General features: G+C 70.5%; 9 protein-coding genes and 2 pseudogenes. 5 read left to right on the forward strand and 6 right to left on the reverse strand.

The features are described from left to right. Positions 1-31 precede the first annotated feature (31 nt). Genes SACTE_RS01505 through SACTE_RS01515 form a run of 3 tightly spaced genes read right to left on the reverse strand, consistent with a single transcriptional unit; the run spans position 32 to position 3229 of the window. Positions 32-871, reverse strand: a complete 840-nt coding sequence (locus SACTE_RS01505) for a carbohydrate ABC transporter permease (protein WP_019992927.1) — start codon at positions 869-871, stop codon at positions 32-34. Between the two features lie 28 nt (positions 872-899). Continuing rightward, entirely contained in the window at positions 900-1898 is a 999-nt protein-coding gene (locus SACTE_RS01510) for a sugar ABC transporter permease (protein WP_014044257.1), read from the reverse strand. A 14-nt stretch (positions 1899-1912) separates the two neighbouring features. Further along, positions 1913-3229 carry a sugar ABC transporter substrate-binding protein gene (locus SACTE_RS01515; RefSeq protein WP_014044258.1) on the reverse strand — a complete coding sequence of 439 codons (1317 nt, stop codon included), beginning with the start codon at positions 3227-3229 and terminating at the stop codon, positions 1913-1915. Positions 3230-3417: 188 nt separating this feature from the next. Between SACTE_RS01515 and SACTE_RS01520 the strand changes: the two genes are divergently transcribed. Then, positions 3418-4740 carry an ROK family protein gene (locus SACTE_RS01520; RefSeq protein WP_014044259.1) on the forward strand — a complete coding sequence of 441 codons (1323 nt, stop codon included), beginning with the start codon at positions 3418-3420 and terminating at the stop codon, positions 4738-4740. A gap of 53 nt (positions 4741-4793) precedes the next feature. Here the strand turns inward: SACTE_RS01520 and SACTE_RS01525 are convergent, their stop codons facing one another. Then, on the reverse strand, positions 4794-6914 hold the full coding sequence (locus tag SACTE_RS01525; protein WP_019992925.1) for a discoidin domain-containing protein: 2121 nt from the start codon (positions 6912-6914) through the stop codon (positions 4794-4796). Between the two features lie 298 nt (positions 6915-7212). Further along, positions 7213-9408: a discoidin domain-containing protein gene (locus SACTE_RS01530; protein WP_014044261.1), complete on the reverse strand. Its 2196-nt coding sequence runs from the start codon at positions 9406-9408 to the stop codon at positions 7213-7215. A gap of 472 nt (positions 9409-9880) precedes the next feature. Here SACTE_RS01530 and SACTE_RS01535 point away from each other — a divergent pair, with 472 nt between their 5' ends. Continuing rightward, complete coding sequence (locus SACTE_RS01535) at positions 9881-10465, forward strand: TerD family protein (protein WP_014044262.1); 585 nt, start codon at positions 9881-9883, stop codon at positions 10463-10465. A gap of 278 nt (positions 10466-10743) precedes the next feature. Here SACTE_RS01535 and SACTE_RS01540 read toward each other — a convergent pair whose 3' ends face one another. Beyond that, complete coding sequence (locus SACTE_RS01540) at positions 10744-11247, reverse strand: cupin domain-containing protein (protein WP_014044263.1); 504 nt, start codon at positions 11245-11247, stop codon at positions 10744-10746. Positions 11248-11540: 293 nt separating this feature from the next. Between SACTE_RS01540 and SACTE_RS01545 the strand changes: the two are divergent. From SACTE_RS01545 to SACTE_RS34800, 3 genes and pseudogenes are all read left to right on the forward strand, one after another. Next, a pseudogene (locus tag SACTE_RS01545) lies at positions 11541-12622 on the forward strand (alpha/beta hydrolase). A gap of 112 nt (positions 12623-12734) precedes the next feature. Beyond that, positions 12735-12926, forward strand: coding sequence for a hypothetical protein (locus tag SACTE_RS01550; protein WP_014044265.1), 192 nt, complete (start codon positions 12735-12737; stop codon positions 12924-12926). A 330-nt stretch (positions 12927-13256) separates the two neighbouring features. After that, positions 13257-13737 (forward strand): annotated as a pseudogene (locus SACTE_RS34800) (ATP-binding cassette domain-containing protein); the annotation flags it as partial. Between the last annotated feature and the right edge of the window lies 1 nt (position 13738).

Consider the following 13738-nt stretch of genomic DNA (forward strand, 5'->3'; position numbering starts at 1 on the left):
GGTGGGGGAAGGCTGGGCGCCCGCCGCGGGGCTACTTGACGGCGCCGGCGGTGAGGCCGGTGACGAGGTAGCGCTGGAGCAGCAGGAATCCCGCGACGACGGGCAGGCTCACCACCAGGGAGGCCGCCATGATCTGGTTCCAGTACACGTCGTTCTGCGTGGAGTAGCCCTGCAGGCCGACGGCCAGGGTGCGGGTGGCGTCGTTGGTCATGACGGAGGCGAAGAGGACCTCGCCCCAGGCGGTCATGAAGGCATAGACGGCGACGGCGACGATGCCCGGGATCGCGGCGGGCACGATGACCCGGAACAGCGCGCCGAGCGGTCCGCAGCCGTCCACCTTCGCCGCCTCGTCCAGGTCACGCGGTACCGAGTCGAAGTACCCGATCAGCATCCAGATGGAGAAGGGGAGGGAGAAGGTGAGGTAGGTGAGGATGAGGCCGCCGCGGGAGCCGAACAGCGCGATGCCGGTGGCGTTGCCGATGTTGACGTAGATGAGGAACAGCGGCAGCAGGAAGAGGATGCCGGGGAACATCTGTGTGGACAGCACGGTGACGGTGAACACGCGCTTGCCGCGGAAGTTGTAGCGGCTGACGGCGTAGGCGGCGAACACCGCGATCACCACGGAGCAGACGGTCGCCGATCCGGCCACGACGAGCGAGTTCATGAAGTAGTGGGCGAGCGGGACGGTGTCCCAGATGTCGAAGTAGGGGCGGATCGTCAGGCCGGAAGGGATCCACTGGAACTTCCCGGTCACGTCCTCCAGCGGCTTGAGCGAGCTGGTGACCATGACGAAGACCGGCAGCAGGACGAAGACGGTCAGCAGCGTCAGGAAGATCCGCCGGCTCCACAGGAAGGACTGCGGCGGTGCCATCGGCGAGCGGGACGGCCGGTGGGCGGGGCTAGCCATCGCTGGCCTTCTTTCCTCGGGACGTGAACAGGAGGTAGAGGCCCGTCACGACGAGCAGGAACAGCAGCAGCAGGACGGACATCGCGGAGCCGGTGCCGAAGTTCCAGGTCTGGAAGGAGGACTGGTAGATGTGGATGGAGATCAGGTCCGCCGCCGCGGGTGCCGACTTGCCGAAGAGGACGAACGGCGTGTTGAAGTCGTTGAACGTCCACAGGAACAGGACCAGGACGAGGACCTGGTTGACGGGGCGCAGGGACGGCAGGGTGATGCGGCGGATCTGCTGCCACACCCCGGCGCCGTCGAGCGCCGCGGCCTCGTAGATGTCCCGGGGGATGTTCTGGAGTCCGGCCATCATGATGAGGAAGGCGAACGGCCAGCCCTTCCACACCGATACGACGAGCAGGGTGATGAAGCTGTTGTCGCCCAGCAGCCAGAACGGCGGGCTGTCCGTGAGTCCCAGTTGGTCGTGGATGACGTGGTTGATGATGCCGTTGTCGCGCTGGAACATGAACGCCCAGGTGATGACGGCGGCGTAGACGGGGAGCGCGTACGGCACGAGGAAGAGCGTGCGCAGGAAGCCCCGGCCGCGGAAGGTCTCCTGCATGAAGACGGCGGCGGCGGTGCCGAGCAGCCAGCACAGGCCCACCGACAGCACGGTGAAGAGGCAGGTGACGAGGAACGAGTGGAGCAGCGCCTCGCCCACGGGCGCGTCGAAGTCGACCGAGACGGAGTAGTTGTCGAAGCCGGCCCACGGTGAGGTGGTCCAGTCGCGGATGTAGAACTGCGTGAGCTCCCGGAAGCTGACGACGATCCCGATGATCATCGGTACCAGGTGGACCAGCAGTTCGAGGAGGAGAGCGGGGAGCAGCAGCAGGTACGGCAGCCCGATGCGGCGCAGCCGCCCGGAGCGGCGTCTGCGCGGCGCCGCTCCGGGGTCGTTCTTCCGTGCTGTCCGCTCGCCTGTCGCGGGGGCGGCGGCGGTGGTGGTCATGGTGGTGTCCGTGCTCACTTCTTGGGCATCTGCTGCTGGGCCTTTTCGAGCTTGGCCTTGACGGACTCGGTCGTCACCGGGCGGCCGGCGGCGGCGTCCGCGAAGAGCTCCTTGACCGCGGTGCCGACGACCGTCTCGAACTGAGACTCCTCGGGGACCTGCGGGAGGGCGGCGGCGCTGGTGGCGAGGGCCTCGCGCAGCGGCGACAGCGCGAAGGTGCTGAACGCCTCGTCCTCCTGGGCGGCCTTGACCGGCGGGATGGAGCCGTATGCCTTGTTGAGGAGGATCTGCTCCTGGTCGCTGGTCATGAACTTGACGAACTTCTTGGCGCCGTCGACGTTCTTGGTGTTGTTGAAGACGGCCATGTTGATGCCGGCGACCATGGAGTTCGTCCCGGTGCCCTGGCCGGGCTTGCCCGACTGGACGGGTGCGGGCGCGATGCCCCACTCCGACTCCTCCATGCCCTGGGACTTGAAGGTGGCGGACGCGGTCTGCCACAGGACCATCGCCGTCTTGTCCTTGGCGAAGTCGCTGAGGGACTGGTTCTGCGCGTACTCGGCGTTGCCGGGCGCGATGATCTTGTCCTTGGCCATCAGGTCGACGTACTGCTTGACGGCGGCGACCGCTCCGTCGGACGTGAAGTCCGCCTTGCCGTCCGCGGTGAAGAAGTCCGCCCCGTGCTGCTTGCCGAGCACGAAGATCTGGTGGATGTTGTTGGAGAGGTTCGACCCCTCGGCGCCGAGCGCCCACTTGCCGTCCTTGGACAGCTTCTTGCCGGTCGTGACGAGCTCGTCCCAGGTGGTGGGCGGCTGCTTGATGCCGGCGTCGGCGAACATCTTCTTGTTGTAGTAGAGCGCGTAGGCCATGGAGTACAGCGGGACGGCGGCCGGATCCTTGCCCTCGACGCCGGTGGAGCCGAGTGCGGAGTCGACGAAGCGGTCCTTGCCGCCGATCGCGTCGAAGTTCTTCGCGTCCCAGGGCAGCAGCGCACCGCTGGCCTGCAGGGAGGCGCTCCAGGTGTTGCCGATGTTCAGGACGTCGGGGCCCTGACCGGACGTGGTCGCGGTGAGGATGCGGTTCAGCAGGTCACCCCAGGGCACCACCTCCAGCTTGACCTTGATGCCGGTCTCCTTCTCGAACTTGTCGAGTTCCGGCTGGAGGACCTTCTTGTCCACCTCGAGGCTGGCGCCCTGGTTCGAGGCCCAGTACGTGAGGGTCTTCGGCTGTTCGTTGGACCCGCCCGCGCCGGAGGACCCGCCGCCGCAGGCGGCCGCGGTGAGGACGAGCGAGAGGGTGACGGTGCCGACGGCCGCGGCTCTGATTCTGCGCATGACAGCGGGGGCCTTTCGAAAGTGGACGGATGTGCACCGGGGGCGAGGACCCGAGCAACGCCCCTGCGAGCGGACCCCGAAACCCCTACGGCTTAATTTAGGATGTGAGTTAAACCTCAAGCGAAGGTCGCGTCAAGGGGGTTCGCAGCGGTACGTTGCGGTCTGGAGCTTCACGAAGAGGGGGCAGGGTGGAAGTGCGCAGCGGCCGTACGGTGCGTGACCTGCGGCGGGAGAACCGCGCCGCCGTATTGCAACGGTTGTATTTCGACGGCCCGTCGAGCCGCTTCGCGCTCGGCCCGGCGACCGGGCTGAGCTCCGGCTCCGTCAGCAACGTCGTGGCCGAACTCGTCGCCGAGGGTCTCGTCGAGGAGGCCGGAAGCATCGACTCCGCCGGCGGGCGCCCGCGCACCCTGCTGCGCGTCCGCCCCGACAGTCACTACATGATCGGCATCGACATCGGTGAGACCCGGGTACGGATCGAGCTCCTCGATCTCACCCTCACCGAACTCGCCCGGGTCGAGAAGCCGTTGGCGGCCGACGGCCCGCGCCGTGTCGACCGCTACGACGTCGGCGTCGTGGTGGAGCATCTGCGCACCGGGGTCGCCGAGGTCCTGGACAGGGCCCGAATCGCGACGGACCGGCTGCTCGGCGTCGGCATCGGCGTGCCCGGCATCGTCGCCGAGGCACCCGGTGAGGGCGCGGTGGTGCACGGCCAGACCATCGGCTGGAACGCGGTGCCGCTGGAGCGCCTGCTGCGCGAGTCCGTACGGCTGCCCGAGGACGTGCCGTACTACATCGACAACGGCGCCCGGACGCTCGGCCAGGCCGAGATGTGGTTCGGCGCGGGGCGTGGCGCCCGGAGCGCCGTGGTGGTGCTGTTCGGGTCGGGCGTCGGCGCCTGTGTCGTCACCGACGACCTGGGTCAGGGCCGGGCGGTGGAGTGGGGCCATCTGACCGTGCGGGTGCGGGGCCGGCGCTGCCGTTGCGGGGCGCTGGGCTGCCTGGAGGCGTACGCGGGAGCGGAGGCGCTGCTGGAGCGGTGGCGGGAGGCGGGCGGACGGCCGCTCGCGGACGCCGACGAGGAGACGGCGCTGACGGCGATGCTCGCCGCCGCCTACCCGGAGAACTCGGCGGACGGCACCGGTGCCGAGCCCGACGCGACGGCCCTGGCGGTCCTGGAGGAGACCGCGGAGTACCTGGGCGCGGGCTTCTCCGACCTGATCAACCTCTTCCAGCCCGAACGCATCCTCGTCGGCGGATGGGCCGGTCTCCAGCTCGGTGCCCGCTTCCTGGACTCCGTACGGGCGTACGCGACGTCCTACGCGCTCGACCACCCGGCCGCCCATGTGCGCATCGGGCTGGGCATGCTGGGGCCCGACGCGGTCACCGTCGGGGCGGCCGCCCTGCCGCTCGCCGGCTTCTTCGCCCGCGGCGGGCGCCAGGTGGAGGCGGGGCCGCGGGAGACGGCCCCGGCCTGGCGGACGGCACTGCGGGGGCGTGCGGCGCAGTGATGCGGCGCACGCCCCCGGCGCTCCGGGGCGCCCTCGCGGGCGGCCCCGGGGGATCAGCTGTAGATGCCGAACTCGTGGAGCGAGTACCCCCACTCCGTCCCGCGGGCCGTCAGCTGGAGGCGCACGTAGCGGGCCGTGGCCGCGACGTCGAGCGTGTCGATGTCGCCGTCACCCGCGGTGGTCGTGTGCACGGTGCGCCAGTCGGTGCCGTTGTCGGAGACCCGGACCTCGTACGCCTTGGCGTAGGCGGGGTCCCAGACCAGCTGGAGGGTGCGGAAGGCGGTGGGGGCGCCCAGGTCCACCTGGATCCACTGCGGGTCGCTCCAGTCGCTGGCCCAGCGGGTGTCCGCCCGGCCGTCGGTCGCCAGGCCCGGCGCGCAGGGGCAGTCACCGTAGGACTCCTGGAAGGAGGAGGCCGTGGTGGGCCTGTTCAGCGCGACGTTGGTGCCGTCGACCGGGGGCGCGACGACCTTGACCGACTTGGTCTCGATGCCGGCGTTGCCGTGGCCGTCCTCGGCCTGGATGTACACCTTCCACACCCCGAGCTTCTCGGGTGCGGTGACGGCGAAGGTGCCGTTGCCGGTGGAGCGCCACTTCGCCTCGACGAGGCCCTTGTCGCCGCTGGCGTAGTTGCCGCTGAGGAAGACCTTGTACGTCACCGGGTCGCCGTCCGGGTCCCGTACGTCGGCGCGGACGGTGAACTCCTTGCCGGCGGGCGCGGACGAGGCGGGGCTGACCGTCATGCCCGAGATGACGGGCGGGGTGTTGTCCCCGCTCGTCGATCCGGCGTACGCCTTCTTCACCGCGTAGTACGACAGCCGCTTCAACCCGTCCGGTACCAGGTTGAACCAGACACCGCCGAAGTCGTGCTCCACGCCGTAGTGGAAGAGCGTCGCCCCGAGTGCCACGCCCTGGTGTCCGGTGACGCAGCCCCAGGCCTTGGTGTAGCCCTCGGCCTTCTGCACGTCGGTGGGTTCGTCGGGTACGCCGTTCGCGTCGTCGGGCACCTCCCACTCACCGGCCGGCCCGCCCTCGGTGATGATGTAGGGCTTGGTGTAGCCGCCCTCCTCCCAGGCGCCGCGCACGTTGCAGACGTCGCCGTAGGAGTTCATCGAGTACAGGTCGAGGTCGGGGGCGTTGCGCTTGTAGTACGGCCAGGCACCCGTCCAGGCGTCGGTCGAGGTGACCGGGTGGTCGGGGTCGATGGTGTGGATCTTCTTGGCCACGTCGTTGACGAAGCCGGTGTACGCGTCGCGCTGCCTCTCCAGTTCCTCACCGCTGTAGCAGTTCTGAAGGCCGAGGACGGATTCGTTGCCGACGTTCCACATCAGGACGCCGGGGTGGCTCTTGTAGGCGTCGACCCACTTGGCGAACTCGGTGAGCGAGTCGTTCTTGTACGCGGTGTCGGTCACGTAGTTGACGCAGCCGCCGCTGCCGGGGCCGCCGCCGGGCTGGAGCCAGAAGCCGCTGACGACCTTGATGCCGTTGGCCGCGGCCTCGTCGAGGAGGGGCTTGCTGGAACCGTCGGTGCCCCAGGTGCGGATGGTGTTCACGCCCATGGACCTCAGGTCGGGCAGGTAGCGCGCCGCGTCGGCGACGGACGGGCCCCAGGTGAGCCCCTTGACCTGGTACGGCTCGCCGTCGACGGTGAGCTGCCAGTTGCCCTGCGAGCCGGTGACGGCGACCGCGCCCCCGGCGGCCGGCGGCGCGGTCCCGCCGCCGCCTCCGTAGACCTGGAACTCCCAGAGCGAGTAGCCGTAGCCGCCCGCCCGTGCGGTGCCGAGCATGCGGACGTAGCGGCCGGAGCCGGAGACGGCCAGGTCGTCGGTGCCGCCGTCGCTGTCGGTGACGGTCTTCAGGGTGCGCCAGTCCGTGCCGTTGTCGGAGGCCTGGATCTGGTAGGCCTGTGCGCGGGCGGCCTCCCAGGTGAGGACGACCCGGCTGAGGTCCTGGACGCTGCCGAGGTCGACCTGGATCCACTGCGGGTCGCTCCACGCGCTGGCCCAGCGGGTGCCGGTGAGGTCTCCGTCGACCGCGGCGGACGCGGAGTACGCGTCGCCCTCCTGGGAGGAGGCGGTCGCCGTCCTGCCCTGCGACAGCAGGGTCTCGGCGGCCCCGGCCGACGGGGAGGCGGCGAAGGTGAGCGACGACGCGATCAGCGCGCCGAGGGCCATCAGGGGGACGCCGGCGCGTCGGCGTACCGGGGCTCGGCGTGCGAGGGGTTTCGGGGAGAGGGGCGTGAGGGGATGCGACACAGTCTGCTCCTGGCAGGTCGGGATGCGGACGGCCGGGCCGCGGTGAGGGGTTCAGCGGCCGTCGGGGCGCCGTCGGGGCGGTCCGCCCGCCGACGGGCCGCCCTGACGTGCACCACGGGTGCGGGTTTCCTCCGGTCCGGGCCGCGGGGAAGGCACCCGGGCCGGAGGCGTTGCTGTCCCCGCCCCCGCCGGACGGGCCGGCGGGGGCGGGGGCCGATCAGGGGAAGGAGACCAGGGTGGACGGCACGGTGGAGGTGCCGGCCGGGACCGTGGACGCTCCGGTGCCGTTGATCACGTGCTCGTAATGGCCCATCCCGCCGAGGGAGACCACGAGCAGGCTGTGGAACTTGACCCCGGGCTTCACCGGTGCCTGGAAGCCGTGCTCCTGACGGATCGACGGGTCGGAGGTGAAGTTGCAGTAGCTGCCCAGCCCCCACGCCTCGTGGGTGTTCACCGAGTCGTCGACGCGGTAGGCGGCGTATCCCTTGGTGGAGCCGTTCTGGATGGCGGCCTGGTTCGGGGCGTCGTACGCCTTCTCGTTCTGGTAGAAGATCGTCCTGCCGCGCTCGCCGTACCACTCCACGTCGAACTTGTTGAAGTGCTCGACGAACAGGCCGGTGGCCAGCACGTCGTCACCGTTGACGCGCACGCCGTAGTCGGCCCGGTTGGTCTCCCAGCCGACGCCCGCGCCGTGGTCGGCACGCCACACCCAGGTGTGGTCGATGATGACGTCGTCGCTGTTGACGACGATGCTGGTGGTCGCCTTGCCGGGGCCCGCGCCGCCGACGCGGACGTAGACGTCCTGGACGGTGGTGGGGTTGGCCGCGTGGTCCGCGGACGCGCCCTGGCCGCCGACCTCCAGCAGGGTCGGGGAGTTGACCGGTCCGGCGTCGATGAGGAAGCCGGCGAGCTTCACACCGTCGACGTCGGCGACCTTCATGGCCGTCACCCCGTTGTCGGGGATGATCGTGGCGAGACCGAGGCCCAGGACGACCGTGTCGGCCCGGTTCACGTTGATGGTGCGGTCCACGTGGTAGACGCCGGGCGTGAAGAGCAGGTGCAGGCCCTGCTCCAGGGCGGCGTTGATGGTGGCGGCGGTGGCGCCGGGCTTGACCACGTAGAACTGGCTCAGCGGGATCGACTGGCCCTGCGGGGTGCCGTTGGCCCAGGTGGTGCCGCGCGCGTTGGTGCGCTTGGCGGGCACGAAGACCTTGTAGTCGTTGCCGTCCAGGTAGAGGAACGGCTTCTCACGCGAGACGGGGGTGGTGTCGAGCGTGGTGTACGGGGGGTTGGGGAAGGAGGTCGCCGGGGCGCCCTCGACTCCGGAGAACGTCATGTTCCAGACGCCGTTGGTCCAGCCGCCGACGGAGCTGTCGCGGGTGTACCACTGCTGCTGGGAGTAGGGGCCCACGGTGCCGTCGATCTTGCTGTCGGCGATGTAGCCGCCGCTGGCCCAGCCGTATCCGTCGGGGGCGAGGTTGAGGCCGCCCTTGACGTGCATCCGGCGGAAGGAGGCGGCCTGCGAGACGGCCCAGCGGTTGGTGCCGTTGACCGGGTTCAGCGCCAGGTTCTCGGCGGCGCGCCAAAAGTTCTGGGTGGCGTTGCCGTTGAACCAGCCGGCGTCGACGGTCACGTCACCGTTGATGGTGGTGTCGTCGGGCCTGAGGCCGAGACCGGCGATCTGGGTGTAGAAGCCGATCTGCGCGTTGAGGTTGTTGTACGTCCCCGGCTTGAAGAAGAAGGCGTGCCTGCCGGTGCCGAACTGGGCCGACTCCTGCTGCTGGAACACCTGGTCCAGCTTGGCCTGGATGCCCGGGGTGGACGGGTCGAAGACGTGCACGTTGGGGCCGAGGTCGCCGCCGCCCTGGATCGGGCCGGTGCCGCCGCCGTTCGTGGTGCCGAAGACCTTGAACTCCCAGAGGGAGTAGCCGTATCCGGTGGCCCGGGTGGTCCCGAGCACACGGACGTAGCGTGCGGTGCCGGAGATGCCGAGCGTCTCGTTCCCGCCGGTCCCGGTGGTCGTGGAGTAGGCGGTCGACCAGTCGTTGCCGTTGGACGACAGCTCGATCCGGTAGGCCTTCGCGTAGGCCGTCTCCCAGCTCAGTTCGACCCGGTCGAGGGCGGCCGGGGCACCGAGGTCGACCCGGATCCACTGGGGGTCGGCCGCCGCGCTGGACCAGCGCGTCCCGGGGTCGCCGTCCACGGCGGCGGAGGCCGGGGTGCCGCCGTTCTCCTGGCTGGACGCCGTCGCCTGCTTGCCCTGGGAGAGCAGCGTGGGTGCGGCCTCGGCGTGCGTGGCGGGGGTCAGGGCGAGGAGGGCTGCGGCCAGTGCGGTGACCATCACGCCGACGAGGCCCTTGCGCACGGGTCTTGGTGGCGGTGACGTGGTGGGGGGTATGCCGACTGCGGGCATGGGGGCTCCTAGAAAGAGTCCGGAAGGGGGTGGGCGCTGGAGAGCGCTCTCCGGAACCCTGCCGCGCACCGCTCACGCGGTCAAGAAGTCTGACACCACTTTTCTTTTGTCTTTCATTAAGGGGAAGTTGGCCGGGTGGGCGCCGAACCGCCCCTCCCTGGCAGGTCGGTGGGCGCCGCGGGGTGGCGGGCACCTCCGCCTCGACGGCACCCCTGCCCCCTGTCGCCCGCCCGCGGAGGCGTCCCGAAGAGGGCTTACCGCACGATGGCGGATGGAACCGTCCTTGTGCCTGGATGCCGACGTCAGGAGTGACACCCGCGCCCCGAAACGACCCTCGTCGCCCGGAAGTCGGGGCGGGACGGCGGGCGGCGCCGGACACAGGAACGACATCCGGACACACCGGATGCACACAAGGGCGGCGAGGCCAGGCACACTCTGTGTGTCGCATCATCGTTTGAAGGAAGATTTGCGCATGATCACGCTCAAGAAGGAAGACGGCCCGGCGGACCTCGACGGAGTGACGCACCTGTCCATCGGTGCGTCCTGGGACCCCACCGCCGGCAGCAGCGGTGGGGTGATAGGCGCACTGCGCCGCAAGACCGGTACCGACCTCGACCTGATCGCCATCGCGATGCAGGGCGAGGACCCGGTGCGTCTGGCGGGGCTCGACTCGCTCGACCCGATGGGCAACGGCTCGGTCGTCCACAGCGGCGACAACCAGACGGGCCGCGGTGACGGGGACGACGAGACCGTGACGGTCGACTTCGCCAAGGTCCCGTCGAACATCACGTCGATCGTGTTCGTCGCCGCCGCCTACAAGAAGGGCAGTTCCTTCCAGAAGGCGCGCAACATCAGTTTCAAGGTGTACGACGCCACCGGCGGTAGCTCGCAGCAGGTCGCCGACATCTGGCCCAGCCTGCTCACGTCCGACAACGGATGCGCCGTGGCGAAGGCGTTCCGCGTCGGCAGCACCTGGAAGCTGGAGGTCATCAACGCCACGGGCAAGATCAAGCAGGGCAGCGAGCAGGCCCTGATGCGTTTCGCCGTCAGCAAGTAGCCGCCGGCCGTCCGGTCCGCCTCGCGGCCGGCACCCCGGGCCCGGCGTCCGACAGCGGATCGCCGGGCCCGCGCCGTCTCCGCCCCGCGCCGTTCCCGCCCCGGCGCCGGGAACCCGCGCGCCCGTGAACGGGCGTGGGCCACCCACACCACTCGGGCCCCGAGAAGGCGGCGTCCAAGAGACGCGCCTCGCGGGCACGCGACGCCGGCGCCCGCGCCGGATCACGGGCACCGCACCGGGTCACCGGCGTCGCGCCGACCGGACCCTCGCCGCCGCCGTCAGGAGGCGGTCTCCAGGGCGGCGCGCCAGACGGCGCTCTCCACGTAATGGTTGTCGAAGCGCTCGGCCGACGCGGCGATCTCCTTCGGGTCCGCCTCCCCCCGCATCACCCTGCCGAGCAGCCGCAGATACGCGAAGCGGTCCATGGGACGGTCGAAGGTGAACAGGACGTCGGCCGTGGAGCCGGGGGCGGCGGCGAAGGCGTGCGGCGTGTGCGGCGGCACCGCCAGGAAGTCGCCCTCGCGCAGGACGGTCACCTCCTCGCCGACCAGGACGCGCAGCGCTCCACCGAGTACGAAGAACAACTCGGTGGCCTTGGTGTGGAAGTGGGCCGGCGCCCCCGCCGCCCCTTCGGCGAAGGTGGACCGGTAGCTCGTAAAGCCGCTGTCCGCTCCGCCCGCCTCCCCCAGCAGCGTCATCACGCTGCTCGGATCGGCGCAGGTCTCGGCGTGCGCGTGGCGGGTGAGTACCGGGGGAAACGTGCTGGCTGTGTTCTCGGTCATGACGACGACTCTACGAGCCCATTTGCCCAATCCCCAGGGCCACTTGACGCCGATTCTTCTGGGCCATCCACGCGGCGCCGCACGGTCCGCGGGGCCGCGGCACATCGCCGGACGCCCCGACTCCCCGCTGCGTGACGGTCCGCCAGCCGACACGACGTCACCTGCTTGGCCGGTGACGCCCACTGTGTCACAGTCATGCCGCCCGCACCGCACGACACGGCGGCCGACGGCCACGACCGCGCGGCGCGGACGCGGTTCGGCATCCGCACACCGGCACACACGGAGGGCTTGACGTGATCGACAGGCGCGCATTCACCCGGACCCTGGGCCTGGGCACCGGCCTGGCGGGGGCCTCACTGGTCGGCCTCGCGGCCCCCTCCGCCGCCGCCCCCACGAGGTCCGCGGACGACACCGCGCCGGGCACCGGGGAGAAAGGCACGGCGGAGCCCGTCACGCCTGCGGGCACCCACACCTCGTTCGGCAGGACGAAGCAGGTCAGGGCGGGCCTGCTGGACGTCGGTCACGCCGAGGTGGGCCCCGCCCACGGACCGGTGGTCATCTGCCTGCACGGCTGGCCCTACGACATCCACAGCTTCGTCGACGTTGCCCCGCGGCTGGCGGCCCAGGGCTACCGTGTGATCGTTCCGTACCTGCGGGGCCACGGCACGACCCGCTTCCTCTCCCGCCGGACCTTCCGCAACGCCCAGCAGTCGGCCATCGCCCTGGACATCATCGCCCTGATGGACGCCCTGGCGATCGACGAGGCCGTGCTCGCGGGCTTCGACTGGGGGTCGCGGACGGCCGACATCATCGCGGCGCTCCGGCCCGACCGCTGCAAGGCCCTGGTCTCGGTGAGCGGTTACCTGATCACCAGCCTGGAGGCCAACCTGCGGCCGCTCGCCCCGAAGGCGGAGTACGCCTGGTGGTACCAGTACTACTTCTCGACGGAGCGCGGCCGGCTCGCCATGGAGGACTGCGACCACCGGCGTGACCTGACCAGGCTCGTCTGGGAGACCGTCTCCCCCACCTGGGACTTCGACGACGCCACCTTCGAGCGTACGGCCGCCGCCTTCGAGAACCCCGACCACGCCGCCGTCGTGATCCACAACTACCGCTCACCCTCGGCCTGGCCGAGGGTGAGCGGCGCTACGACGCCTACGAGAAGCGGCTCGCCGCCCGCCCGGTCATCACGGTGCCGACCATCACGCTGGACGCGGAGCTGGACCCCTTCACCGCGCCGGACGGCGGGGCGTCCTACCGGGACCGGTTCACCGGTCCGTACGAGCACCGCACACTGCCGGGCATCGGTCACAACCTGCCGCAGGAGGCGCCCGGCGCCTTCGCCCAGGCGGTGATCGACGTGGACCGCTTGTGAACCACTCCGCGCTTCCGTCACCAGCTTGACAGGTGACGCGGGGGGTATGAATCTGAAAAGGGAACAGCGACGGGCGAAGAGCGGTCCGCCCGGACCGGGACGGAGGTCGGACATGCGATCCGAGAACACGGTGGACACCGCTGTCGCGGCACGGCACGAGCGGTTCGGCAGGCTGCCCGACCGCGTCCCGTACGAGGACATGGTGGAGGAGCGGACCAGCACGCCGAGGGACCTCGCGAGCGCGTACGACCCCGAGGGCTCCTGGCTGTCCTTCTCCTGCGTGGCGGCCGACCTGGGGCTGTGATCCACGGGTGCCGAAACGGCGGGAGGACCCCGTGAGGGCCGTCCGCCCGCTGGTACTCGCAGGCGCCATACTCAGGCCGAGGAGGTCAAGACACGGTGGCGGACGACGACATCTCCGGGTGACTCCGGAGCCCCCGGGCCACCGGCCGATGCCACGCGCATCGCCGATGTGGCTGTTCCGTCCCCCCTTTTCACCATGTCCGGGCGGCACCGACGGTGGCCGCGTCGTACGGCCCGACGGTCTCGGGCATCTCCACCAGGAGATGCCTTTCGACGTCTCCGCCACGGTCGCCGACGCCCTGCGCGACCCCGCTGAAGGTGCTTCGCCGACGGCCTCCCGGCCGACGGCGATGTGGTCAGGCGCCTCGGGCTCACGGTGGGGATCCTGGCCCAGGACACGGTGATCGAACGGCCCCACCGCACGGTCCGTGACGTCTACGAGGCGTCGCTCGGAGCCGAGCGCGCGGAAGCGGTGCCGCTGCGCACCCTGGAACTGCTCGGCGAAACCGACCCGGACAAGCCCGCCGGGTACCTGTCGGTGGGTCAGCGCCGCGGGCTCGCCCTGGCACACCTGGGGGGCCCGCCCACCCCACCTGCTACTGCTCGACGAGCCGACGAACCATCTGTCGCCCCGCCTCTGCGACGAGTGGGAGGCCGCCCTGGGCACCGGGCCGGGCGCCGTCGTCCTGGCCAGTCACGACCGCCGGCAGGGCCGCCGGCTGCGGCTCCGGGCCGGGCGGACGGAGAGCGACCTCACCGGTCGGACGGTGACGGTGCTTGTCAGGGGTGACAGTCACCCGTCAGGATGGTGAC

This window comes from Streptomyces sp. SirexAA-E, from assembly GCF_000177195.2.
GTDB lineage: Bacteria > Actinomycetota > Actinomycetes > Streptomycetales > Streptomycetaceae > Streptomyces > Streptomyces flavovirens.

Bases quoted from the DNA above. Each gene is read 5' to 3' on its own strand.
- SACTE_RS01505 (WP_019992927.1), bottom strand. From the start codon at position 871: ATGGCACCGCCGCAGTCCTTCCTGTGGAGCCGGCGGATCTTCCTGACG.
- SACTE_RS01510 (WP_014044257.1), bottom strand. From the start codon at position 1,898: ATGACCACCACCGCCGCCGCCCCCGCGACAGGCGAGCGGACAGCACGG.
- SACTE_RS01515 (WP_014044258.1), bottom strand. From the start codon at position 3,229: ATGCGCAGAATCAGAGCCGCGGCCGTCGGCACCGTCACCCTCTCGCTC.
- SACTE_RS01525 (WP_019992925.1), bottom strand. From the start codon at position 6,914: ATGGCCCTCGGCGCGCTGATCGCGTCGTCGCTCACCTTCGCCGCCTCC.
- SACTE_RS01530 (WP_014044261.1), bottom strand. From the start codon at position 9,408: ATGCCCGCAGTCGGCATACCCCCCACCACGTCACCGCCACCAAGACCC.
- SACTE_RS01535 (WP_014044262.1), top strand. From the start codon at position 9,881: ATGATCACGCTCAAGAAGGAAGACGGCCCGGCGGACCTCGACGGAGTG.
- SACTE_RS01540 (WP_014044263.1), bottom strand. From the start codon at position 11,247: ATGACCGAGAACACAGCCAGCACGTTTCCCCCGGTACTCACCCGCCAC.
- SACTE_RS01550 (WP_014044265.1), top strand. From the start codon at position 12,735: ATGCGATCCGAGAACACGGTGGACACCGCTGTCGCGGCACGGCACGAG.